21 protein-coding genes and 1 tRNA gene are annotated in these 21,348 nt (G+C 67.4%); 15 read left to right on the top strand and 7 right to left on the bottom strand.

Annotation, left to right across the window (positions count from 1 at the left end):
• Nucleotides 1-21 precede the first annotated feature (21 nt).
• Nucleotides 22-2,550, top strand: a complete 2,529-nt coding sequence (locus EV648_RS11280; RefSeq protein WP_132288873.1) for a penicillin acylase family protein — start codon at nt 22-24, stop codon at nt 2,548-2,550.
• Here the strand turns inward: EV648_RS11280 and EV648_RS11285 are convergent.
• Nucleotides 2,547-3,107: a 5-formyltetrahydrofolate cyclo-ligase gene (locus EV648_RS11285; RefSeq protein ID WP_132288876.1), complete on the bottom strand. Its 561-nt coding sequence runs from the start codon at nt 3,105-3,107 to the stop codon at nt 2,547-2,549. The two genes, EV648_RS11280 and EV648_RS11285, sit on opposite strands and share 4 nt — an antisense overlap.
• 90 nt (nt 3,108-3,197) lie before the next feature.
• On the opposite strand from EV648_RS11285, the gene EV648_RS11290 reads away from it, so the two are divergent.
• From EV648_RS11290 to EV648_RS42550, 9 genes are all read left to right on the top strand, one after another.
• Nucleotides 3,198-4,586, top strand: a complete 1,389-nt coding sequence (locus EV648_RS11290) for a UTP--glucose-1-phosphate uridylyltransferase (RefSeq protein WP_132288879.1) — start codon at nt 3,198-3,200, stop codon at nt 4,584-4,586.
• Nucleotides 4,579-5,058, top strand: a complete 480-nt coding sequence (locus EV648_RS11295) for a GNAT family N-acetyltransferase (RefSeq protein WP_132288882.1) — start codon at nt 4,579-4,581, stop codon at nt 5,056-5,058. Before EV648_RS11290 ends, EV648_RS11295 begins: the two co-directional genes overlap by 8 nt.
• A complete protein-coding gene (gene glp / locus EV648_RS11300; protein ID WP_132288885.1) occupies nt 5,055-6,281 on the top strand; it encodes a gephyrin-like molybdotransferase Glp in 1,227 nt (408 codons plus the stop codon). The genes EV648_RS11295 and glp overlap by 4 nt, the downstream gene beginning before the upstream one ends.
• Nucleotides 6,278-6,760 carry a cyclic pyranopterin monophosphate synthase MoaC gene (gene moaC / locus EV648_RS11305; RefSeq protein WP_132288888.1) on the top strand — a complete coding sequence of 161 codons (483 nt, stop codon included), beginning with the start codon at nt 6,278-6,280 and terminating at the stop codon, nt 6,758-6,760. The genes glp and moaC overlap by 4 nt, the downstream gene beginning before the upstream one ends.
• The gene (locus tag EV648_RS11310; protein WP_132288891.1) at nt 6,757-7,245 is read left to right on the top strand and encodes a molybdenum cofactor biosynthesis protein B; all 489 of its coding nucleotides are present in this window, start codon (nt 6,757-6,759) and stop codon (nt 7,243-7,245) included. The genes moaC and EV648_RS11310 overlap by 4 nt, the downstream gene beginning before the upstream one ends.
• Nucleotides 7,245-7,862: a GNAT family N-acetyltransferase gene (locus tag EV648_RS11315; protein WP_132288894.1), complete on the top strand. Its 618-nt coding sequence runs from the start codon at nt 7,245-7,247 to the stop codon at nt 7,860-7,862. Before EV648_RS11310 ends, EV648_RS11315 begins: the two co-directional genes overlap by 1 nt.
• 98 nt (nt 7,863-7,960) lie before the next feature.
• Nucleotides 7,961-8,785 carry a hypothetical protein gene (locus tag EV648_RS11320; protein ID WP_132288897.1) on the top strand — a complete coding sequence of 275 codons (825 nt, stop codon included), beginning with the start codon at nt 7,961-7,963 and terminating at the stop codon, nt 8,783-8,785.
• A 69-nt stretch (nt 8,786-8,854) separates the two neighbouring features.
• A tRNA-Ala gene (locus EV648_RS11325) sits at nt 8,855-8,927 on the top strand.
• Nucleotides 8,928-9,087: 160 nt separating this feature from the next.
• Nucleotides 9,088-9,306 (top strand): hypothetical protein, encoded by a 219-nt coding sequence (locus EV648_RS42550; RefSeq protein WP_158293966.1) that lies wholly within the window; start codon nt 9,088-9,090, stop codon nt 9,304-9,306.
• 167 nt (nt 9,307-9,473) lie between these two features.
• On the opposite strand, the gene EV648_RS11330 is transcribed toward EV648_RS42550, so the two are convergent.
• From EV648_RS11330 to EV648_RS11340, 4 genes are all read right to left on the bottom strand, one after another.
• The gene (locus tag EV648_RS11330; RefSeq protein WP_132288900.1) at nt 9,474-9,944 is read right to left on the bottom strand and encodes a VOC family protein; all 471 of its coding nucleotides are present in this window, start codon (nt 9,942-9,944) and stop codon (nt 9,474-9,476) included.
• Nucleotides 9,945-10,118: 174 nt separating this feature from the next.
• Nucleotides 10,119-10,628, bottom strand: coding sequence for a hypothetical protein (locus tag EV648_RS11335; RefSeq protein ID WP_132288903.1), 510 nt, complete (start codon nt 10,626-10,628; stop codon nt 10,119-10,121).
• A gap of 1,666 nt (nt 10,629-12,294) precedes the next feature.
• On the bottom strand, nt 12,295-12,549 hold the full coding sequence (locus EV648_RS43140; protein WP_199234550.1) for a hypothetical protein: 255 nt from the start codon (nt 12,547-12,549) through the stop codon (nt 12,295-12,297).
• A 128-nt stretch (nt 12,550-12,677) separates the two neighbouring features.
• Complete coding sequence (locus tag EV648_RS11340; RefSeq protein WP_206751937.1) at nt 12,678-13,895, bottom strand: IS4 family transposase; 1,218 nt, start codon at nt 13,893-13,895, stop codon at nt 12,678-12,680.
• Between the two features lie 712 nt (nt 13,896-14,607).
• Here EV648_RS11340 and EV648_RS11345 point away from each other — a divergent pair.
• Nucleotides 14,608-15,144, top strand: a complete 537-nt coding sequence (locus tag EV648_RS11345; protein ID WP_132288906.1) for a hypothetical protein — start codon at nt 14,608-14,610, stop codon at nt 15,142-15,144.
• A gap of 115 nt (nt 15,145-15,259) precedes the next feature.
• Here the strand turns inward: EV648_RS11345 and EV648_RS11350 are convergent, their stop codons facing one another.
• Nucleotides 15,260-15,607, bottom strand: coding sequence for a hypothetical protein (locus EV648_RS11350; RefSeq protein ID WP_132288909.1), 348 nt, complete (start codon nt 15,605-15,607; stop codon nt 15,260-15,262).
• Nucleotides 15,608-15,894: 287 nt separating this feature from the next.
• Here EV648_RS11350 and EV648_RS11355 point away from each other — a divergent pair, with 287 nt between their 5' ends.
• The 4 genes from EV648_RS11355 to EV648_RS11370 all read left to right on the top strand — a co-directional run bounded on the left by EV648_RS11355 (nt 15,895) and on the right by EV648_RS11370 (nt 20,436).
• Nucleotides 15,895-16,653: a DinB family protein gene (locus tag EV648_RS11355; RefSeq protein WP_132288912.1), complete on the top strand. Its 759-nt coding sequence runs from the start codon at nt 15,895-15,897 to the stop codon at nt 16,651-16,653.
• Between the two features lie 704 nt (nt 16,654-17,357).
• A complete protein-coding gene (locus EV648_RS11360; protein ID WP_132288913.1) occupies nt 17,358-18,281 on the top strand; it encodes a hypothetical protein in 924 nt (307 codons plus the stop codon).
• Between the two features lie 59 nt (nt 18,282-18,340).
• A complete protein-coding gene (locus EV648_RS11365) occupies nt 18,341-19,327 on the top strand; it encodes a LuxR C-terminal-related transcriptional regulator (protein WP_132288916.1) in 987 nt (328 codons plus the stop codon).
• 86 nt (nt 19,328-19,413) lie between these two features.
• Nucleotides 19,414-20,436 (top strand): metallophosphoesterase, encoded by a 1,023-nt coding sequence (locus EV648_RS11370; protein ID WP_132288919.1) that lies wholly within the window; start codon nt 19,414-19,416, stop codon nt 20,434-20,436.
• 24 nt (nt 20,437-20,460) lie between these two features.
• Here EV648_RS11370 and EV648_RS11375 read toward each other — a convergent pair whose 3' ends face one another.
• On the bottom strand, nt 20,461-21,345 hold the full coding sequence (locus tag EV648_RS11375) for an alpha/beta fold hydrolase (RefSeq protein WP_241995053.1): 885 nt from the start codon (nt 21,343-21,345) through the stop codon (nt 20,461-20,463).
• Nucleotides 21,346-21,348 lie beyond the last annotated feature (3 nt).

Genomic DNA, 21,348 nt, shown 5'->3' on the forward strand with positions numbered 1-21,348 from the left:
GGCATTCTCTAAGTTTGGTCCGTGCGTCGCCTGCTGAGGGTCATCATCCTGTCCGGAATTGTGCTCACCGCCCTGCTTCTGGTGGTGGCCGGCACCGGGATCTTCGTGGTCCGTCACTCCTTCCCCACGTACGACGGAACGGTGGAGCTACCGGGCCTCGACGCGGACGTGGAGGTGGTCCGCGACGCCAACGGCATCCCGCAGATCTACGCGGACAAACCGGGCGACCTGTTCGCAGCGCAGGGCTACGTCGCCTCGCAGGACCGCTTCTTCGAGATGGACTTCCGCCGCCACGTCACCTCCGGGCGGCTGGCCGAGCTGTTCGGCAAGGACGCGCTCGAGACGGACAAGTTCATCCGCACGCTCGGCTGGCGCCGGGTCGCGGAGAAGGAGCTCGGCCTGCTCACGCCGGCCACCCGGCAGTTCCTCGACGACTACGCGCGCGGCGTCAACGCCTACCTGAACACCCATTCCGGGTCCGGCCTCAGCCTCGAGTACGCCGTACTGTCGCTGAAGGGCACGGACTATCGCCCCGAGCCCTGGACCGCGGCGGACTCGCTCGCCTGGCTGAAGGCGATGGCGTGGGACCTCGGCGGCAACATGGACGAGGAGATCGCCCGGACCAAGCTGGCCGCGTCGTTCCCCGCCCGCAACATCGCGAGCCTCTATCCGCCGTACCCGTACGACCGGAACGAGCCGATCCTGTCGACCGCGGCCGTCGACCAGGACGGGCAGTTCACCACCAGCCCGGTGGAGTCCGTCGCCCGCCGCGGCATGCTCACCAAGGACCTGCTGAAGTCGCTCGACTCGGTGGAGAAGGTCGCCAAGGGGTTGCCGCAACTGCTCGGCCGCGGCGACGGCATCGGCTCGAACTCGTGGGTCGTGTCCGGTGAGCACACCACCACAGGCAAGCCGCTGCTCGCCAACGACCCGCACCTCGGCGCGACCATGCCGGGCATCTGGACGCAGGTCGGCCTGCACTGCAACCAGGTGACCGCACGCTGCCCGTACGACGTGTCCGGATTCAGCTTCTCCGGCCTGCCCGGGGTGGTGATCGGGCACAACGGGGCGATCTCGTGGGGCTTCACCAACCTCGACCCCGACGTGACCGACCTGTACCTGGAGAAGTTCAGCGGCGACGGTGTCGTCTACAACAACCGGGTCGAACCGCTGAAGACCCGGAAAGAGACCTTCAAGGTGGCCGGCGAGGACAAGGAGGAGACGATCACCGTCCGGGAGTCCCGGCACGGGCCGATCATCTCCGACGTCGGCGAGGACGAGCGCGAGACCGGCGAGCTCGCGGCGAAGGACAAGAACCCGCGGCCGTACGGGGTCGCGATCCAGTGGACGGCGCTGACCCCGGGCCGGACTGCGGACGCGATCTTCGCGATCAACCGGGCCCAGAGCTGGAAGGCGTTCCGCGCGGCCGCGACCCTGTTCGAGGTGCCCTCGCAGAACCTCGTGTACGCCGACCGCGAGGGCCACATCGGCTACCAGGCGCCGGGCCGGATCCCGATCCGCAACCGCGGCATCGGCGACTGGCCGGCGCCCGGCTGGGACGCGCGGTACCACTGGAAGGGCTACATCCCGTTCCAGGCGATGCCCACCGAGTTCGACCCGGCCGACGGGGTGATCGTGACGGCGAACCAGGCCGTCGTACCGACGTCGTACCCGTACTACCTGACCAACGACTGGGACTACGGCTACCGGTCGCAGCAGATCCTCGACCGGATCCGCGCGGCGGGGAAGCTCGATGCCAACGCGATGGCGTCGATCCAGCTGGACACCAAGAACCGCAACGCCGAACTGCTGGTGCCGTACCTGCTGCAGATCGGGATCGACGACGACTTCGACAAGCAGGGCCAGGACACCTTGCGCGGCTGGGACTTCACCCAGCCGGCGGACTCGGCGCCGGCGGCTTACTTCAACATCGTCTGGCGCAACCTGCTCGCGCTGACCTTCCACGACCAGTTGCCGGAGTCGACCTGGCCGGACGGCGGTTCGCGCTGGTTCGAGGTCGTCCGCACGCTGATGTCGCAGCCGAACAGTTCCTGGTGGGACAACACGACCACGCCGCAGCGGGAGAACCGCGACGACATCCTGCGCGAGGCGCTGATCGACGGCCGCGCCGAGATCACCACGAAGATGGCGCGGGAGCCCTCGCAATGGCAGTGGGGCCGGCTGCACAAGCTGACCCTGACGAACCAGACGCTGGGCAAGTCGGGCATCGGCCTGGTGGACAAGCTGTTCAACCGCGGTCCTTGGGAGCTGGGCGGCGGTTCGTCAACCGTCGATGCGACCGCCTGGGACGCTGCTGACGGCTATACCGTGACTGCCACCCCGTCGATGCGGATGGTGGTCGACCTGTCCGACTTCGACAAGTCCCGCTGGATCAACCTGACCGGCGTCTCCGGACACGCGTTCACCAAGAACTACGTCGACCAGACCGACCTCTGGGCGCGTGGCGAGACCTTGCCGTGGGCCTTCACCAAGGGCGCCGTCGAGGCGACCCGCCAGCACACGCTCACCTTCACCAGACCGGAAGGCTAAGGGCCCAGCCGGACGAGTCGGGACGGGGTCAGGGCCGCGTGGACTCGCCGGTCGTGGGGATCGGCCGGGAGTGAATCGAGGATCTCCCGCTCGTGTACGACGGCCCAGACCGGCGTACCGGGGGAGACGCGAGCCAGCGCGCGGTCGTACGAACCACCTCCACGACCCAGCCGTACTCCGCTGAGGTCCACTGCCAGCGCGGGGCAGATCACCAGCTCCGCGCTGGTGATCGCGTCGGCGCCCAGGTCCACCGGCGGCTCCGACAGCCCGAGCCGCCCGGGCACCAGGTCGGCCGCGCCCGGGGCCAGACCCCAGCCGAGGTCGTTGTCGGCGTACAAGACCGGGAGCAGGACGTCGCGGCCGGAGGCGAGCAACCAGTCGATCAGCGGCCCGGTCTGCGGTTCGGGGCTCATCGAGACGTACAGCGCGATCCGGCGGGCCGCGACGACCTCGGCCTGCTCGCGCGCTACAGCGAGTAGCCCTTGGCCTGAGGCGGTGGCCGATGCCCGGCGTGCGTCCAGCAGTTGCTGGCGCAGCGCGGCCTTTGGGGAGAACACAGAGTGATCCTACGGACCAGGAGTGACGCAGTTAACGTCGCCGTGGCGGCCCGTCCCTCATGTCCTGCACCAGGCCATTAGTGTTGGGACATGAGTGAGGCAGGACTTCGGCAGGCCCAGGAGAAGATGCGCGCCGCGGGGGCCGCGGATGTCGCGATCAAGGTCTTCTCGCACTACTACCGGTTGCTCGAGTCGGGCCAGCAGGGCACGATCCGCGAGGACGACATCGAGCCGGTGGGGGAGCTGCCTCACCTCGAGAACCTGGACACCGACGCGGACTCGATGCGGGCTGCACTCGCCGAGACCGTGGTGATCAAGCTGAACGGTGGCCTCGGTACCGGGATGGGCGTCACCGGGCCGAAGTCGGCGCTCCCGGTCAAGGACGGGTTGAGCTTCCTCGACATCATCGCCCGGCAGATCCTCAGCACTCGCAAGACCTACGGCGTCGACCTGCCGCTGGTCCTGATGAACTCCTTCCGTACCAAGGAGGAGTCCCTCGCGGTGCTGAGCGAGTACTCCGACCTCCCGGTCGACGGGTTGCCGCTGGACTTCCTGCAGAACATGGAGCCCAAGCTCCTCGAGGACGACCTGACCCCGGCCGAGTGGCCCGCCGATCCCGAGCTCGCCTGGTGCCCGCCGGGTCACGGCGACCTCTTCACCGCGCTGGTCGCCTCCGGCGCGCTCGACGCGCTGCGCGAGAAGGGCTTCCGGCACGCGTTCATCTCGAACGCGGACAACCTCGGCGCCACCCCGGACGGCCGGATCGCCGCCTGGATGGCTGAGCACGACGTGCCGTTCGGGATGGAGGTCTGCCGCCGGACCCGCTCGGACCGCAAGGGCGGCCATGTCGCGGTCCGGAAGTCCGACGGCCGGCTGATCCTGCGGGACAGCGCCCAGGTGCACGCCGATGACACCAAGCTCTTCCAGGACGTCACCCGGCACAAGACCTTCAACACGAACAACCTGTGGATCGACCTGGACCGGTTGGCCGAGCTGATGGACGGCCACGACGGCATCCTCGGCCTGCCGATCATCGTGAACCACAAGACGCTCGACCCGGCCGATCCGGACTCGCCGAAGGTGATCCAGCTGGAGACCGGGATGGGCACCGCGATCGAGACGTTCGAGGGATCCCAGGCGGTGGTCGTGGATCGCAGCCGGTTCAAGCCGGTGAAGACCACGAACGACCTGCTGGTACTGCGCTCCGACGTCTACGAGCTCGACAAGGCCGGTGACCTGACCACCACGCACGAGGGCGACGAGCCGTACGTCGACCTGGACCCGGAGTACTTCAAGATCCTGGCCGACTTCGAGGCGCGGTTCGAGGCCGGACCGCCGTCACTGGTCCGGGCGGACCGGCTCGAGGTTCGCGGTGATGTTGCCTTCGGCAAGGACGTGGTCGTGGTGGGGGACGTCGAGGTCGAGGCTCCGGCCGGCGAGCGGAAGATGATCGCCGACGGGACCGAGCTTCGTGGATGACGTCTGGATCCGGCCGCTCGAGCCGTACGACGCGGACGAGGCCGCCGACGTCTGGTGGCGTTCGCGGCACGCGGTGGGCTCGCAGTTGCCGCCGGCGATCCACAGCGAGGATCAGGTGCGCGGTTGGTTCGCGGACGTGCTGCTGCCCGACGGACAGACCTGGGTCGCGGTGGACGACGGGCGGATCGTCGCCGTCCTCACGCTCGACGGTGACGACCTCGATCAGCTGTACGTCGACCCGGAGGTAGCAGGCCAGGGAGTCGGCTCGACGCTCGTGGACCTCGCGAAGGACCTCCGGCCGGGCGGACTCGCCCTGTGGACGTTCCAGAGCAACACCCGGGCCCAGGCGTTCTACCGGCACCATGGGTTCACGGAGGTACGGCGTACCGACGGGGCTACCAACGAGGAGCGGGTGCCGGACGTACGCATGGTCTGGGGCGCCCACCCGGAACGACTAGAGTCTTCTGGGTGAGACGGAGCGTTGACGAGCATCTGGAAGTCGTACTCGGCCGGGTGAGGCCGCTGCCGCCGTTCGAGCAGCCGCTGATGGAGGCGCTCGGGCTGGTGCTCTGCGAGGACGTCTTCTCGCCGGTGAGCCTGCCGGGCTTCGACAACTCCGCCATGGACGGGTACGCCGTCCAGGCGGCCGATCTGGCCGGTGCCTCCCAGGAGAACCCCATCACCCTGCCCGTGGTCGGCGAGATCGCCGCCGGGCGGAGCGAGCCCATCGTGGTGACAGGCGGCACCAGCGTACGCATCATGACGGGCGCGCCGATGCCCCGCGGCGCCGACAGCGTCGTACCGGTCGAGTGGACCGACGGGGGAGCCGCCACGGTCCGGATCACGCAGACGCCCGGGCTGGGAGCCTCCGTACGCTGGGCCGGCGAGGATCTGCGGGCGGGTGACAAGGTGATGGACGCCGACACCGTGCTGGGCCCGCGGCAGATCGCGGTACTCGCGGCGGTCGGCCGAGCCCGGGTCAAGGTCCGGCCGCGGCCCCGGGTGGTCATCGTGTCCACCGGCGCCGAGCTCCGCGAACCGGGCAGCCGGCTGGGCGAGGGGCAGATCTACGACTCCAACAGCTACACGCTCGCCGCGGCGGCTCGCCAGGCCGGTGCGGTGGTCTACCGGGTCGGCATCGTCGACGACGACCCGAAGAAGATCATGGACACCCTGTCGGACCAGTTGGTCCGGGCGGATCTGGTGATCACCTCTGGTGGCGTCAGCAAGGGCGTGTACGACGTGGTGAAGGAAGTGCTGACCAAGCTCGGCACGATCGACTTCCCTGAGGTCGCGATGCAGCCGGGCAAGCCGCAGGGGTTCGGCGTGATGGGCGAAGACGAGGTGCCGATCTTCACGCTGCCGGGCAACCCGGTGTCGGCGTACGTGTCCTTCGAGGTGTTCGTCCGGCCCGCGCTGCGCAAGCTGATGGGGGCGATGCCGTACCGCCGCCAGGCCGTCCAGGGGGTGGTGATGGACGCTTTCACCTCACCGCCCGGGCGGCGCCAGTTCGTCCGCGCCGCGGCCACCTCCGGCGACAAGGGGTGGATGGCCAGTACAGTCGGCGGCCACGGCTCGCACCTGCTCGGCGGGTTGAGCCGCTCCAACGCGCTGATCGTGGTGCCCGAGGACGTCACCGCCGTCCAGGCCGGCGACCAGGCGGAGCTCTGGCTGCTGGACGAGGAGACCGGATGACGGAATCAGCTGGTGGGCTGACCCATGTGGACGCCACCGGTGCCGCGCGGATGGTCGACGTCTCGGCCAAGGACACCAGTGCCCGCCGGGCCGTTGCCTCAGGCAAGGTTTATGTCTCGGCCGAGGTGGTCGCCGCGCTGCGCGGCGAGGGCGTGCCGAAGGGCGACGCGCTGGCGGTCGCCCGGATCGCCGGGATCATGGGAGCGAAGCGGACGCCCGACCTGGTCCCGCTGTGCCACCCGATCGCGATCACCGGCGCGAAGGTCGACCTGGAGGTCGCCGACGACGCAGTACTGATCGTGGCCGCCGTGAAGACCACCGATCGGACCGGGGTGGAGATGGAGGCCCTGACCGCCGTGGCCGTGGCCGGACTCGCCGTCATCGACATGGTGAAGGCGCTCGACCCGGCGGCCGTGCTGTCCGACGTACGGGTGGAGCTGAAAGAAGGCGGTAAGACCGGGCACTGGGAGCGGCCGTGAGAGCCCTTGTCGTCAGCATCTCGAACCGCGCTGCCGCCGGCGTCTACGAGGACACCACCGGTCCACTGATCGCGGAACGCCTGTCCACCTGGGGTTTTGCCGTCGACGGCCCCCAGATAGTGCCTGATGGCGCTCCTGTCGGTGAAGCCCTGGTCGCGGCGGTCACCGCGTCGTACGACGTAGTGGTGACCACTGGTGGCACAGGGATCTCGCCTACGGACGAGACACCGGAGCGTACGAGGGCTGTGCTCGAGCTGGAGATCCCGGGCATCGCCGAAGCCATCCGTGCTTATGGAGTAGCCCAGGGAGTGCCTACGGCGTCGCTGTCCCGCGGTATGGCCGGTGTGGCCGGCAAGACGGTGATCGTGAACCTCCCTGGTTCGCGGGGCGGCGTGAAGGACGGGCTCGTCGTACTGGAGCCGCTCCTGCGCCATGCGGTCGAACAGGTGCGCGGCGGAGACCATCCGAGGACGGATCAGGACTGATGGCCGTCGTGCACTGGCCCGTGGAACTCCAACACGGGCAGGTCGGCCTTCGACCGCTGAAGGCCTCGGACGGCGCCGAGTGGAGCGCCGCCCGGCAACGCAACATCAGCTGGCTCCGCCCCTGGGACGCGACCCAACCGCCCGGCGCGGAGGACGGCGCGCGCACTTTCCGCTCCATGGCCCGCGACTGGAACCGCCAGGCCCGCTACGGCCGGATGCTCCCCTTCGTCATCACGTACGCCGGTGCCGCCGGTGCGGGGAGTCGCGCCAAGCGACCACTGGTCGGGCAGTTGACGGTGTCGGGCATCACCTACGGCTCGGCGCGCTGGGCGAACCTCGGTTACTGGGTCGACGAGCAGTACGCGGGCCGCGGGATCGTGCCGACGGCTGTCGCGATGGCAGCCGACCACTGCTGGTTCAACCTCGGCCTGCACCGCATCGAGGTGGCCATCCGCCCCGAGAACAAGGCGAGTCTGCGGGTCGTGGAGAAGCTCGGCTTCCGCTATGAAGGCGACCGGCCGCGCTTCCTGCACATCGACGGGGAGTGGCGCGACCACCGGATCTTCGCCCTCAACGCCGAGGAAGTCGGGCCCGGTCTGCTAGCTCGACTGCGCTGATCACCCTGCGTGCTTATTCACACCAGTCACACGAGTCTTCTTGCGACACACCGGCGCACGTACCGGAACTGACCCTCCCGTGGTCTTAGCGTCGTCGCATGGGGACGACAGGGCTGATCTATGTGGCGATCGTCGCCGCGTGGGCTGCCTACCTCGTCCCGATGCTGCTGAAGCGCAACGACGAGGTGAGCAGGCGCCGCTCGGCGGAGATGTACTCGTCGTCGGCTGCCCGCGTGCTGTCGCGGCAGACCGACGTCCAGGCCCGCGCGCGCTACGTCGTACGACCTCCGTCGGCGCCCGGTGCCACGGATGACGCGGTCACGGCTGATCCATCTCCGCCGACGCGATACGTCCCGAACCGAGCCCGCCGGGTGGCCGCTATGCGCCGCCGGCGGGTGCTGTCGATCCTGACCCTTTCGCTGTTGTCGGTGACCGCGCTTGCCGGCCTGGGCATGCTGCTCTGGTGGACAGTCGCGATCCCGGCCACGCTGATCGTCGCCTTCGTCGTACTCACCCGGGTCCAGCTCCGCCGCCAGGCCCGCGAGCGCGTCGCCCTGGCCGCCGAACGCCGTGCCCGCGCCGAGGCCCACCACGACCGCGGCCCGGCAACCGCCCCGGCGTCGTCCCCGGACCACGAGATGACGATCGAAGTCAAGCTCCCGGTCGCGCCCGAGCAGATCGTCGTGGAGAAGAAGCCGGAACCACCGGCGGAAGGCCTCTGGGACCCGGTCCCGGTGACGCTCCCGACGTACGTGATGAAGGAAAAGGCCCCCGACCGGACCGTCCGCACCATCAGCCTGTCCGGCCCGGAAGTCTTCTCCTCAGCCCGTACCGCGGACCCCGAGCAGGAGGCGGCCCCCGTCGTACCGGAGCCCGCCGCGCCCGTCGAGGAGCCCGAAATCCGCCGGGCGGTCGGTGACTGATCCCGGTTTCAGTCGGCGACCGTCTGCGTGTTAGAGTTTCGCGGTCGCAAGGCACAACCGCGACAACCTGGGGCTGTGGCGCAGTTGGTAGCGCGCCTCGTTCGCAACGAGGAGGCCAGGGGTTCGAATCCCCTCAGCTCCACCCAGGTCAGAAGCCCTTTCCGAGTCATCGGGAAGGGCTTTTTGCATGAAGTACAGCAGTAGGTCCCTCTCATGAGCCCAGCCCGTCCAGGCTGGCCCCTAGCTGCTTGAGAGCCTGACGAGTCACCTCTGACGGTATGTGGGTGTAGATCTCCATCGTCGTGGCGATCTTGCTGTGGCGGAGGATCTGCGATGACATCTTCGCCGAGCTGGTCGAGGTCAACGACGAAGGAACCGTCGTTCAAGTCGGTAGCCACCAGCCGACCGCGCACGTTCCCTTCACAGCCGAGGTCATCCGCGAGCTCGAAGCCTCGGGCCGACTGCGCCGGAAACGGCCTTCAGTCTCTGGGCCGCTTGGAGCCACCGTGAGCACCTATTAGCTAGGTGGTCGTGAGGCGATCAGCTCCGCCCTTCCCAGCGAGCTGATGATCCGCGACGTATGTCCGCCAGCTGATATGCGACAGGCCTAGGAGCCTGCAGACCACATGGGCAAGACGCCTTTGACACTCCCAATGCTTGCTGCAAGGGCGCGGTCGTGACGGCGGGGTTAGTAGGTGATCCTGCCGGGAATGCGCTCGGTGACCTCTTGGAGGACCCACGTGTTGCCGTCCGGGTCGGAGAACGCCGCCTGGCTAACGTACGAGCGACCCTGGGGGTCGCGCCCGGGCTCGGGCTTCCCGCCCGGGGCGGCGTGGAAGATGTCGCCGATCTCGATGCCGCGGTTCCGGATCTCGGCGTGGGCGGCCTCGATGTCGTCGACGATCAGCAGCAGGCCCTCCAGCGGCGGACCGGCGGGCGGGCCGAACTGGACCGACGCCGGGGAGCCCGGCGGGGTGAACTGCACGCCGCGCACCTGCTCGGTGAACTGCAAGTCGATGTCCAGCTGCCATCCGAGGCGCTGGTAGAAGTCCTTGGCCCGGTCGAAGTCGGTGACCGGGATGCGCGTCACCTCGAACTTCAGGGGCACTTGGGCCAGGTCCTGTCCTTCGGGCGGCGACGGAATGCTGTTCACAGTCATGGTGGCTCCTTCTGGGGTGCTAATCGGGCTTTGGTGATGCTGATGGCTGTCGCGCACCACCGCGAGGTTGACGGCTCGGGGGTGGTGACCGCGCAGGATAGATGGAGGGGGCAACCGCCGCACCACCGCCCGAGATCGATGGCCTCTACCGGCTCTTGGTGCCGGCCGTGGACGTCAGTTCAAGACGTTCGCGCTCCACAGCTGGTTTCGGCGGACGTGGTCCGGGTTTCCCGGCAGGCGCTGGATCTTGATCTGGGGCACCTTCTTGTGGGCCGGGTTACCTACCAGCGTCATCGCGAACGGGTGTTCGAAGTCGGTCGTGTTCCCCATGATGATGGGGAAGTACAGGGGGCCGGTGGACGGCGAGTCGGTGGTGTCGAGGATGAACACCGTCGACCCTGGAGTGTCGCACGGCTGCAGTGTGAGGCCCGCGTTCTGGTACGGCGTCCCCGGCAGACCCGAGCAGAGGCCGGTGCGCACGCCGTTGGGCGCGTACTCGAGTTGCACAGCATCCAGGGGCCCGTACTGTGCGTTGACAGCGGCGGAAACCATGCCGACCTCGTAAAAGGACGTCACCGACCCGGCGACCCTCACGATGATGTCGCCGGCGGGGTTGGTGGTGCTCGGAGGCGCCAGGACCGCCGGGGTGCCCACCTCCGCGGTACCGCCATACACGGTCTCCACGAACCGAGGGTTCGTTGGGGAGCCGTACCTGGCGCTGTAGACCTGAATGCAGTGCGGGCTGCACCCGGGTGTAGCGGCGTTCGCCGGGACCGCTGCCACAGCGCCTGCAGCGCAAAGGAGCCCTGCCATCGTCGCGATCGTCAGTTTGCTCTTCCTCGACGTGCTAGTTCTAGTCCACATACCAGGTACCTCCTCGACAGAAACCGCGAAAAGCGCGGCTTCTGTCGATCATCGGCGACAACCTGCTTGATCGAACCCGGGGGATACACTGGTCCGAACCCTGGTCTGGTGCGGACAGGTTCGAGTCGCGTGTTGGCGCGAGCGCGCCGCGATGCATCGCGGCGCCACATCGAGCGTATGTCGTGCCGGGGGTGACACCTAGTGCCGGTGAGTCCGCCTGACAAATTTCTCTACGTCTTCAAGACGGCCCCTCCAGGGCCCGAAAGCGCGCCGCCACCACAGGGCGGGACGCCTGCCCGCCACTCCGCTTCGCTGCGTTCTGGGCGCGTCCCTTGGCTTGGCGCGCACGTGCCAACAGGGTGCCGGGTCGAAGACAGCACAACTCGCCATCAACGCTCGACACCCTGTCAATGCACCACTCGCCCAGAAAGGCCGGCCACCCGCTGCCCGCACGGCATCGACCTGCGCTGCCTGCTGGTGGGTTCCCGCATCGCCCCGCTAGCAATCATGGAAGGGACGGTGCGGCCCGGCACGCGTCAAGGGCGCCTACGGCGTCCCTCCGGGATCTCCGACCCTTGACCCGCACCGCACCGAACCTAAGGTCGGCAGCTATCGGGGCGATGCGGGAGGACTGCGCTTTCTGAGGTGGCGCGGAGACTACATGTATTGTTGCCCATTCTTAAACTTCTTCGCGGCTTCGAGCAACATAGCCGCATTGTCTTCCAGGTTCAGGCGCTTCAGCGTGGTTGCAGCTTCCGCAAGCATTCCGACAGTGTCTTCACTCGGGGCTCTGGGATGAACTGTGGGGGCGTCCGTGCCACCAGGGCACGGTCTACAGCGCGAGTTACGCCGCGCTCCCCACGCTGGCGCAGATGCGCGCGCATCACGCACCGATCGGGTCCATAGCCGCCTTGCACCTGGCTGCCGCAATCATCGCCTCGAACGATGGGCCAGAGGACACCGCTGTAGTTCGCCAGCGCTACGAGCATGAGGTGGCCGAGCTACGCACCGTCGCCACCAGGAACCTGCAGCACGCGGCAGACGGCACCGAGTTTGCATACGGACTGGTCTTGCACATACCAACCACCGAACCGCCATCGCGGCCAAACTGCCCTTTCTCTTCGGCGGTTCCACCTGCCCACACTGCCATGCGTCATCCGAGGTTCCGCAAGCGTTCGCCTGACACCAACCGCGCACTTCTGCCGCGATCTGCGTCCGACTGTCGCACATCAGTTGGCGGACGGGTGTCGCGCATCAGTCGACGGAGGACAACGATCAACACCCTGTCGATTGCACTGCTCACTCCATCGGCCGGCAACCCAAGTCCGCGGCTAAGGTGATCCGCCGACTGACCGTAGGCTCCCGCATCGCCCCGCTAGCGATCGTGGGAAGTGCGGGTCCGGCCCGGCACGCCTCAAGGGCGCCTCCGGCGTCGCTGCGCGATCCAATGCCGCGTAGTTAGCGGTTGGGTGGGGTTGTCCAGGGTCTATGGCGGTGTGTCGAGTGTGTAGGTGCCGTGGCCGGTGCGGGTGAGGAAGCCGTCGCGGGTCCATTGGCCGAGTTGGGTGAGCAGGTTGCGGGGTTTGATCTGGAGTCGTTCGGCGAGTTCGCGGCCGGTCCAGGCGCGGTGGGGGTCGGTGGTCATGATCGCGGTGACGCGGTCGCGGCGGGTCGGGATCCGGGGCGTTTGCGACGGGTTGTGGGCGCGGCGGGGTGCCGGGGAGAGCGGTGGGGTGTGCACGGTGATGGTGATGGCGGTGATGGTGGTCGTGGTGTCGGGGCGGGTGTGGTCGCGGTTGAGGTAGCGGGAGGTGGAGCATTTGACCTTCCGCGCGCTGTAGCGGGGGCGGCGGGGCGGGAGCAGGGCGGTCAGGACGGCGCGGCCGATCGGTCGCTGGTGTCGTCGGGGTAGATGCCGGTGGCGGTGATGAGCTGGTCGCGGGCGGTCTGCAGGGCGATGGTGAAGCTGGCCCGGTCCGGGTCGGTGCCGGGGCGAGTCTCGACTGCGGTGACCATGGCGATGCGCAGGAGTTGGTAGACAGTCAGCAGGGCCCAGACCTCTTGTTCCAGGCCGTGCTGGTCGCCGGAGCGCAGGACGTGGCCGTCGAGGATGGTGTGGCGCAGCGCGAGGTAGGCGATCTCGATCTCCCAGCGCTCGTGGTAGAGCCTGACCAGTTCACCGGCCGGGTAGCGGTCGTGGTCGAGCAGGGACGTGATCAGGCGGTACTGGTCACGGACACGGGTGCCGTCGGCGCCGGTCATGGTCAGGTCGGCCTCGATGATCCGCACCCTCAGACCGTCCAGGACCGACAGGTAGGAGCCGTCGGGCAGCCGCCCCAGGACCCGGGGGCTGCGGGTCGACTTGGCGCGGACCAGCAGTTGTGCGCCGGTGCCGGCAACCTCGGCGAGGAAGGCATTGGCATCGAAGGCCCGGTCAAGCAGCACGAGCATGCCCGGCCGCAGCAGCGGCAGCAGGCGCCGGGCCAAGGTGGCCTCGTCGCGGTCGGCCGCCGATCCGATGACCGCGCCGAGCAGGCCGCGGGTGCCGGTCTCGACCAGCGCCAGCAGCCGCAGCGTCGGGTACCCCGCGAAGCCCATCCGGTATCTGATCCGGCCCAGCCAGGACCGATTGCGGTCGGTGTCGGGCACCTTCAACGAGTTCAACCCGTCAAAGGCCACCGTGCGCAGACCCCGGTAGCGCACGCCCGGCGTGTGCGGCTGAGCCAACGGCCCGGCCACCACCTCGAACAAGGCCTTCAACGGCGCGGCCCCCAACCGGCGACGCAGATCACGCAACGCCTTCTCCGACGGACACGGCACCGCCATCCCCGCCAACCCGACGGTCAGCTTCGCCCACACCCGGGCATACCCCAACCCCGGGAACATCACCAACGCCAGCACGAAATACACCCCGACCCGCGACGGAAGATCCCGCAGCCTGCGCTGCACCGCCCCGGTCAGCTCCAACACGTCATCGACCAACTCGAACGGCAGATACTGCGTCAACTCGCCCAGATGCCCCGGCGCGAAAACACCCCCAGCAACCCTGATCGACCGCGACACAACGACAGTGGCAGACTCAGACAACAACGGAGCTCCTGTGCACTCAAGGCGACCTAGACAATCCCTTGAACTACAGGAGCTCCGTCTCACATCCCCACCACCACACCGCCCACAGCCAAACCTTCACCAACCCCGCCTTGACACACCTCCCCACCGCCTTAACTACGCGGCATTGCTGCGCGATCGAGCAAGCTCGTCCCTTGACCCGCACCGATCCGGACCTGAGGTCGGCAGCTATCGGGGCGATGCGTGAAGACTGCCCGGAGTGGCTGGAATACGGTCCGCTGTCTTCGTCTCCGAGGGACATCGCTGTCAATAACGATGAGAAATGGATCGGCCACGAAGCGCGTGGCCGATACAAGTATTCAATTTATACGACTGCGAAATAGGCGCGATGCTCTTGCCCACCCACCGTCGCGGGCGTAAATTCACGTGCGAACTCCCGGGCAACGCCGAGCGGGTGTACGTAGTCCGGGCTCTCTGGGGGCAAGGCGGCCTGGGGGACTGTCATCTGGTCGCGCCAGGCGTAGCGCCGCTGAGGAGAACTCCCCAGCCGACTACGCCGACTCTTTGGATGTCATGGGGGAGTCATGGTCCCGTCGGCGTGCTCTCGTGCTCGCGGACCACCCATCGCGGGCGTGGTCGCATCATGTCTTGCGGCAGGATCATCACACGAAGTCCCCGATGAAGAGATTTCAGCAACACCTGCATTTCCGGCGCTATCCAGGGAGTAATCATGCGCCGTATTGTCTTGCTTCTCATTACGCTGTTGTTTGTGTCGGCGCTCTCCGCTCCGACCGCGATGGCCGCAAGCCCGCACTTCAAGAAGAACGGCGAGCCCGCCTGCACCATCTCCGGCACAGGTGCGACACAGACCGTCACCTGTAATGCCACCCTCGCCGGCCTCGGCAACGAGGACGTGAGGGTCATCCAGACGGTCAGCGGAACCGCGGTCTACCAGTGTCAGAACCAGGGCGGCAATACCGCTGCCGGTCAGAACAAGGTGCTGGTAGGACCGGTTGTCACTCCGGTCATCTTCCCGGCCTCGGCGATCAAGAACGGCAACCTGACAGTCTCGGTTTCCACCACTTTGACCGCACCCGCGACGGTCACGGGGGCAGAGGCTGGTTGTCCGAACCCGAACTGGACCGGCGTCAACCCAGTCCTGACGGTCACGTCCATCCAGTTCGTCATTGAGCAACCGGTGGGTACACCGATCTTCAACTGCTCCGCCACCGACCCATTCAGCGGGACGATCCGGCTCACCTGCTAGCCGCTTCGTCCTCTGCGGCTCGTCCAAGAGACAAGGGGGCGCGCCCCTCGGCGCGTCCCCTTGCTTGCGCTGGACAGTTCGGCAGACATGCAACCGTTCTTGTGGCCCGTACGTGTCAACGAAGACGGAGGATGGGAGAAATTTGGGAGATCCGCACCCAGACGAACGCTTGACAGTTGGTCGAAACGCGTCGCAACTCGTCCATCAGATCGTCGCAAAACAAGGTGAATAGCGCACGCACCGTGGGCATCGGACAGGCGACCCGCGCCCATCGCATAGAAGTGGTCAGGGCGTCGAATCCCTTTGGCTCGAGCGCAGGGTAGTTGCAGTTCACCCCGATCCGCGCACGTTCCCAGGGATACAGCAACCAGGTGACGAGCGCGGTGCGGACCGTGACGAACCGCGCCGGACGGAGGTTGGTCGAACTTAAACCTCGCTGCTGTGCAGCTACGAAGTACAGCAACCGGACCAGCCACCATGGTCCTGGACACCCTTTTGACGACCGAGACCCACGCTCAGATGGCCGTCGCTGGCCGACGTCCACCGAGTTCGCAACGAGTAGGCCAGGGGTTCGAATCCCCTCAGCTCCACCCAGGTCAGAGGCCGTTTCCGAGTCATCGGGGAGGGCTTTTGCATTTCGGCGGCTGGGTTGCGGTGACCGGGGTTGCTGAGCGATGCGCGGTTGGTTGTCGGAGCGCCGTGTTTAACTTTCGCCAGCGGCAACAGGGCGGCGCTCGACAAGGAGAAGCCATGGCAACTTTCACCCGGTCCGACGACCTGCAGGGAGCGGAGTTCGTCGACGCGGACCTGCGTCGCGCCCGGTTCGTCGGGGCCGATCTGTCCGGCGTCGTGATGCGCGGCGTCGATATGCAGGGGACGGAGATCGACGCACCGTGGCTCTCCGAGGGCGAGAACTTCTTGCGCGTCAACGGCGTCGACGTGATCCCCTTCGTCGAGGCCGAACTCGACCGCCGCTTTCCCGGCCGCGCCGACCGGCGCGCCGCAGATCCGGATGGTCTGCGCGCGGCCTGGGCTGCGCTCGAGCGCACTTGGGCGGCCACGCTCGAGCGGGTCGCGGCGATGCCGGCCGGCACGGTCGACGTTTCGGTGGGCGGCGAGTGGTCGTTCGCGCAGACGCTGCGGCACCTGGTCCTTGCCACGGACATGTGGCTGGGCAAGGCGATCCTGGAGATAGAACAGCCGTTCCACCCCATCGGTCAAACGGACACCGGCACCGAGGACGACGGCTTGGATATGTCGATCTTCACGACGGCCACACCGTCGTACGCCGAGGTGCTCGAGGTGCGGGCGGGTCGCGTCGCGATGGTGCGCGACTTCCTCGCCGGAGTCACACCGGACATGCTGGCCGCGACGCGCAGGAATCCCCACGCCCCCGACCACCCCCAGACCGTCCTGTCTTGCCTGCACGTGATCCTCGAGGAGGAGTGGGAGCACCACCGCTACGCCGTACGCGACCTCGACGCGATCGAGAGTGGACCGGCACTGTGACTGCCCGCGCGAGTTGACGCGTGGCCGTCAAGTGTTATGACGCCCTTGGCGTTCAGATTGTCGGCGCACCGGAGGCCCGCGACGATGATGGCACCCGCCGCTGTCGGGGTGGGGGGGGGTGGTGGCTCTCGGTGCGTGGGCGGTTTGTTTGTCGTCTGTGGCCGAGGGCACCGGCGGGCTACGGCTGTTCCTGTGAGCCCCGGCCGGGTTGGTCAGCTGAGGTCCCGGCGTTTTGCCGAATAGCGTCGGGACCGCTCCAACAGCTGCGGCTCGCCCGGGGTAGGGGCTGGTGGCAACGGCCGGTGTGATGCCTCGCTGCCGGAGTTCGCCTGTACGACAGTCGCCAAGCGCATCCTGGTGGCAGTCGCGGCGCTCGTCCCGAATCTCATGGGCGCCAGCTTCTCCCTCTTCCGGTTCTGACCTCACCGCCGCTCATCCTCGGGGTGATGGATGGACCGGCTAGCCGTCATTCGGAGGGGGATGGGCAGAGGACACGCTGAGTGACAGGGTTGGGGCTTGGGGGAGGGGCTGGTCCCGGGGTGATGGTGGCCTGTGTCGGTGGCGGGGCGTCGGCCAATGGTGGAGCGCCCGGATTCAGGGATCCGGGCGCTCGACATTCATTTCCCCCAGCAGCTGAGGCTCGAGCACCCCTCGCCGTGTCGTAATCGGGTGCGGTGGGCTCGGCTGGGTGGGAGAGTCGGGGGATGAGTCTCGTCGGGATTGCCTGTGATGAGTCCGGGTATGAGGGCGAGAAGCTGGTCGGCGGGGTTACCGATGTGTTCGCGCATGCCAGTGTGGCGCTGGACGAGGCAACCGCCGCGGAGTGTGTCGCGGAGTTGCGGCGGCGGATCCGGTCGCCTGCGACGGAGTACAAGGCCAACCACGTACTCCGGTCCAAGAACCGACAGGTGTTGCTCTGGCTGCTCGGGTCGTCCGGACCGCTGCTGGGGAATGCCCAGGTGCAGCTGGTGGACAAGGCGTTCTTCCTGGTCTCCAGATTGACCCAGCTGCTCGTCGGCCGACCGGCGAACAGCCTGTACGCCGGGGGCCGGAGTACAGGTGGCTCTGCTTGGGACGGGTTCCTGCAGGCGGCCAACAACCTGATGTGGGCGCGGGAGACGCCTGACGCCGTCGAGTTGTTCTTCAAGGCGCTGGAGCAGGTGCCGATCGATGACGAGGTAGTCGCGGCGCTGAAGAAGGCCAGACCATCCGCCGAGGCATTCCGCGCCGGGCTTGTCGCGGACCCGACTGCGATCCCGCCGCTCGATCCGTTGTTGCCGGCGATCGCGCGGGCGGTGGAGTACTGGGGTGACGGCCAGTACCCGGTCGCGATCGCTCACGACAGGCAGACGTCGCTCTCGCCGCAACGGATCGCTCGGCTGGATCTCGGCGACCGACTGGTCGGACTTGAACTCGTCCACTCAACGTCCGACTCGCGCATCCAGGTCGCCGACTTCCTTGCGGGAGTAGCCCGGAAGGTCGCATCGGACCAGTTGGCGGGTCACGACGACCCGGAGCTCACTGCGCTGATCCGGCCCTACCTGGACCCGCTGTCGGTCTGGGGCGACGACCGGAGCTGGGCTCGGCTCCGCCCGGATCGTGGCTCGACTCTTGGCAACTGTCCGTAGCCACGGCATAGTGCTGACTGCTTCGGGGGCGAAGTTGGTGGGTTGGGGGCTGGGGCTACATGGGGGACGGGAAGGCCGTACCAGTGCGGATCGACGCTGGTACGGCGATCATTCTGCGCGAGGCGTATCACAAGATCGAGGCATCATTTCGGGGCAATCATTACGGCCTGTACGACTATGCGCGCGCGGTGGCCGGGAAGTTCGCGCAGGTCGACACGTTCTACATCGGGTTCCTGCAGGGGACGAGCCGCGTGCGCTACCCGTACGGGTACGAGGACGGCAAGTACGACGATCCGGCCACGCACAACTTCGGCCCGAACGGGCCGACGGCCTGGTTGCTGAGGAATCGGCAGACCTACCGGTTCGCCTATGACAACGGTGCTGTGCTGCAAGGCGGGGTGCCGTGCGGTGATGTGACCAAGAGGTCGGCCGATGCGGTGATCGTGCCGATGTTCAGGACCGGCAAGGACGACAGCGAGCAGTTGTTCGGCATGATGTCGATGCAGACTTACCAGGGCGGCGTGTACGACGACAACGCCGTCCGTGCGTTCGAGTGGCTCACCGGGATGGTCGCGCGGGTGTTGTCCCGGGAGGCTGAGGATCGCGAGGCGTTGCGGTTGTTGCCGGCCGGCGAGGACACTCCCAACCTGCTGACCTCGGACCACGTGATGGAGTACCTGTCCAACCGGATCGCACTACTGCGAGGCATCGCCGACGAAGCGATGGCCGAGCCCGAGGCGGAGAAGGAGCCGATCCGGGGCCACCTGGCCAGGCTCGTCCGTACCGCGGAACAAACGCAGTCCGAGTTGATCGAGATGATGCTGGACGCGGACGAGGGGCCTGAACGCCGGTTCGGCAGTCTCACCCGGGCCCAGCAGGGCGTCGCCGTACTCCTCGTGCAGGGGCTCGACAACGATGCGCTCGCCGCGGAGCTGGGGATCAGCCTCAACACCGTCAAGTCGCACCTCGGCACGATCCTCAAGAAGTACGAACTGGACAACCGCAGCCAGGTCGCCGACGACGTACGAAAGTACCTCGCTCGCTGAGGGGCCGGAGTTCACTCGGGGGAGGCGTGTGGTTCATCGAGGGGGCGTTGGGTGGGCTGGATTCCCCTTTCGGACTTGGAGTGGTTGTGAGAATTCGCCGCGCGTCTCTTGTCTCTGCCTGCGTTGCACTCGTCGTCGCGAGTGTGGGCCTGCCGTCCGCCACCGCGACCAGTGCCCGTCACGGTGACGAGACCTACACCTTCGCCGTGATCGGCGACATCCCTTACGGGCCGACCCAGATCGCCGATTTCCCGCACGTCGTGCAGCAGATCAACGACGACCCGAAGGTCAAGCTGGTCAGCCACCTCGGTGACATCAAGGACGGGTCGTCGCTGTGCACCGACGAGTACTTCGGTCAGGTGAAGAAGGAGTTCGACAACTTCGCCGACCCGCTCGTCTACACCATCGGCGACAACGAGTGGACCGACTGCCATCGCGCCAACAACGGTGGCTACAACCCGCTCGACCGGCTCGCCAAGGTCCGCTCGGTCTTCTTCCCGACGCCGGGGCAGACGCTCGGCCGGCACCCGGCCAAGGTGACCACGCAGGCCGCGCAGGGTGTTCCCGAGAACGTCACCTTCACCCGGGCGAACGTCGCCTTCGCCGCGGTGCACATCGTCGGAAGCAACAACAGCCTGGCGCCGTGGACAGGCAAGACCGCGCCGACGCCGGAGCAGAGCGCCGAAGTGCTGACCCGTACTGCGGCCGGCATCCAGGAGATCCGCGACACCTTCGCGCAGGCCCGCCGTGACCACAACAGGGCGGTGGTTCTGCTGACCCAGGCGGACATGTTCACCCCGACCGACGGCATCCCGTCGTACGCGGACTACTTCGCCTTCCAGCCGATCGTGCAAGCGATCGCCCAGGAGTCCGCGACGTTCCGCGGTCCGGTGTATCTGCTGAACGGCGACAGCCACGTCTACAACAGCGACCAGCCGCTCGCTGCGGGGTCGAAGTGGCTCTCGCTGTACGGCGTCGCCAAGCCGGTGACCAACCTGACTCGGGTGACCGTGGACGGGTCCACCGGAGTCGACAACTACCTGCGAGTGACTATCGACCCGCGCGACCGGAACGTCCTCAGCTGGACCCGGGTGCCCTTCGCCTCCTGAGCCGTGGGGTGCTTGCCGCTCAGCTCAGCTGGTGAGCTGGACGGCAAGCCAGGGTTCTACGACCGGGAGGATCTTGGCGGCATGCATTGCTTGCATGTGGTCCAGGTTGTCGAGGATTTGTACTGTCCAGCCGAGGGTTTCGAGCTGTGCGCGGTTGGTGGTGACGGCTGAGCCGATGGCTACGTAGGCGTTGTTCCAGCGGTCGCCGTACTGGATGTTGTCGGCTGAGCCGACGATGCAGAGCTTGGGGCAGGTGATCCTGTCCTGGACGCTGTGGTCGTCGAAGGTGGCCAGGGCGCGGTAGAGGGTGGCGTACTGCTGGGTCTGCTCTTTGCTCATGGCAACTTCTGTGGAGTCCCAGTCGCCTACTTCTACCTCGGCTCCGGTGGTGGGGGCGCCGGCCATCTCGTGGGTGGCTTCGGTGACCTGGAGCATGGCCGCGTATGGGCCGTCGAGCGGTGGGAAGCCGCCCATCGCCAAGGCGGTCAGGCGGTTGGTGCGGATCGCGAGCTGCAGTCCGATCATGCCGAGCCAGCTGTAGCCGTAGTACGCGAAGGTCTCGGCGTTGGCGGCGTCGGCGACGGCCAGGAAGTCGGCGGCGACGTTGTCGGGGGTGAGGGTGTCGGGTTTGGGGTGGGCCTGGAGATGGCCCTCGTAGTCGAAGGCGATGACGCGGAAGCGCCGGCTGAAGCCTTCGACCAGGGCGTGACCCAGGGCCGGGTCTGCTCCCCAGGCTCGCATCTGTTCGGTCGCGGGGCCTTCGGGCGGGGCGATCGGGTTCACCGGCAGGAGGAGGGCCGGACCGTCGCCGTGGACCTCGAAGTCGATCGACGCACCGTCATGCAGGGTGGCCGCGTCGTGCTGCGTGGTCCCGTCGTGCTGCGTGGCCGTGTTGTTGTTGGTCGCCACGGA

This window comes from Kribbella sp. VKM Ac-2568, assembly GCF_004345365.1.
Classification (GTDB): domain Bacteria; phylum Actinomycetota; class Actinomycetes; order Propionibacteriales; family Kribbellaceae; genus Kribbella; species Kribbella orskensis.

Excerpts from the sequence above, each read along its gene's own strand:
- EV648_RS11290 (WP_132288879.1), top strand. The coding sequence starts at position 3,198 with ATGAGTGAGGCAGGACTTCGGCAGGCCCAGGAGAAGATGCGCGCCGCG.
- moaC (WP_132288888.1), top strand. The coding sequence starts at position 6,278 with ATGACGGAATCAGCTGGTGGGCTGACCCATGTGGACGCCACCGGTGCC.
- EV648_RS11315 (WP_132288894.1), top strand. The coding sequence starts at position 7,245 with ATGGCCGTCGTGCACTGGCCCGTGGAACTCCAACACGGGCAGGTCGGC.
- EV648_RS11320 (WP_132288897.1), top strand. The coding sequence starts at position 7,961 with ATGGGGACGACAGGGCTGATCTATGTGGCGATCGTCGCCGCGTGGGCT.
- EV648_RS11330 (WP_132288900.1), bottom strand. The coding sequence starts at position 9,944 with ATGACTGTGAACAGCATTCCGTCGCCGCCCGAAGGACAGGACCTGGCC.
- EV648_RS11345 (WP_132288906.1), top strand. The coding sequence starts at position 14,608 with ATGCGCCGTATTGTCTTGCTTCTCATTACGCTGTTGTTTGTGTCGGCG.
- EV648_RS11355 (WP_132288912.1), top strand. The coding sequence starts at position 15,895 with ATGGCAACTTTCACCCGGTCCGACGACCTGCAGGGAGCGGAGTTCGTC.
- EV648_RS11360 (WP_132288913.1), top strand. The coding sequence starts at position 17,358 with ATGAGTCTCGTCGGGATTGCCTGTGATGAGTCCGGGTATGAGGGCGAG.
- EV648_RS11365 (WP_132288916.1), top strand. The coding sequence starts at position 18,341 with ATGGGGGACGGGAAGGCCGTACCAGTGCGGATCGACGCTGGTACGGCG.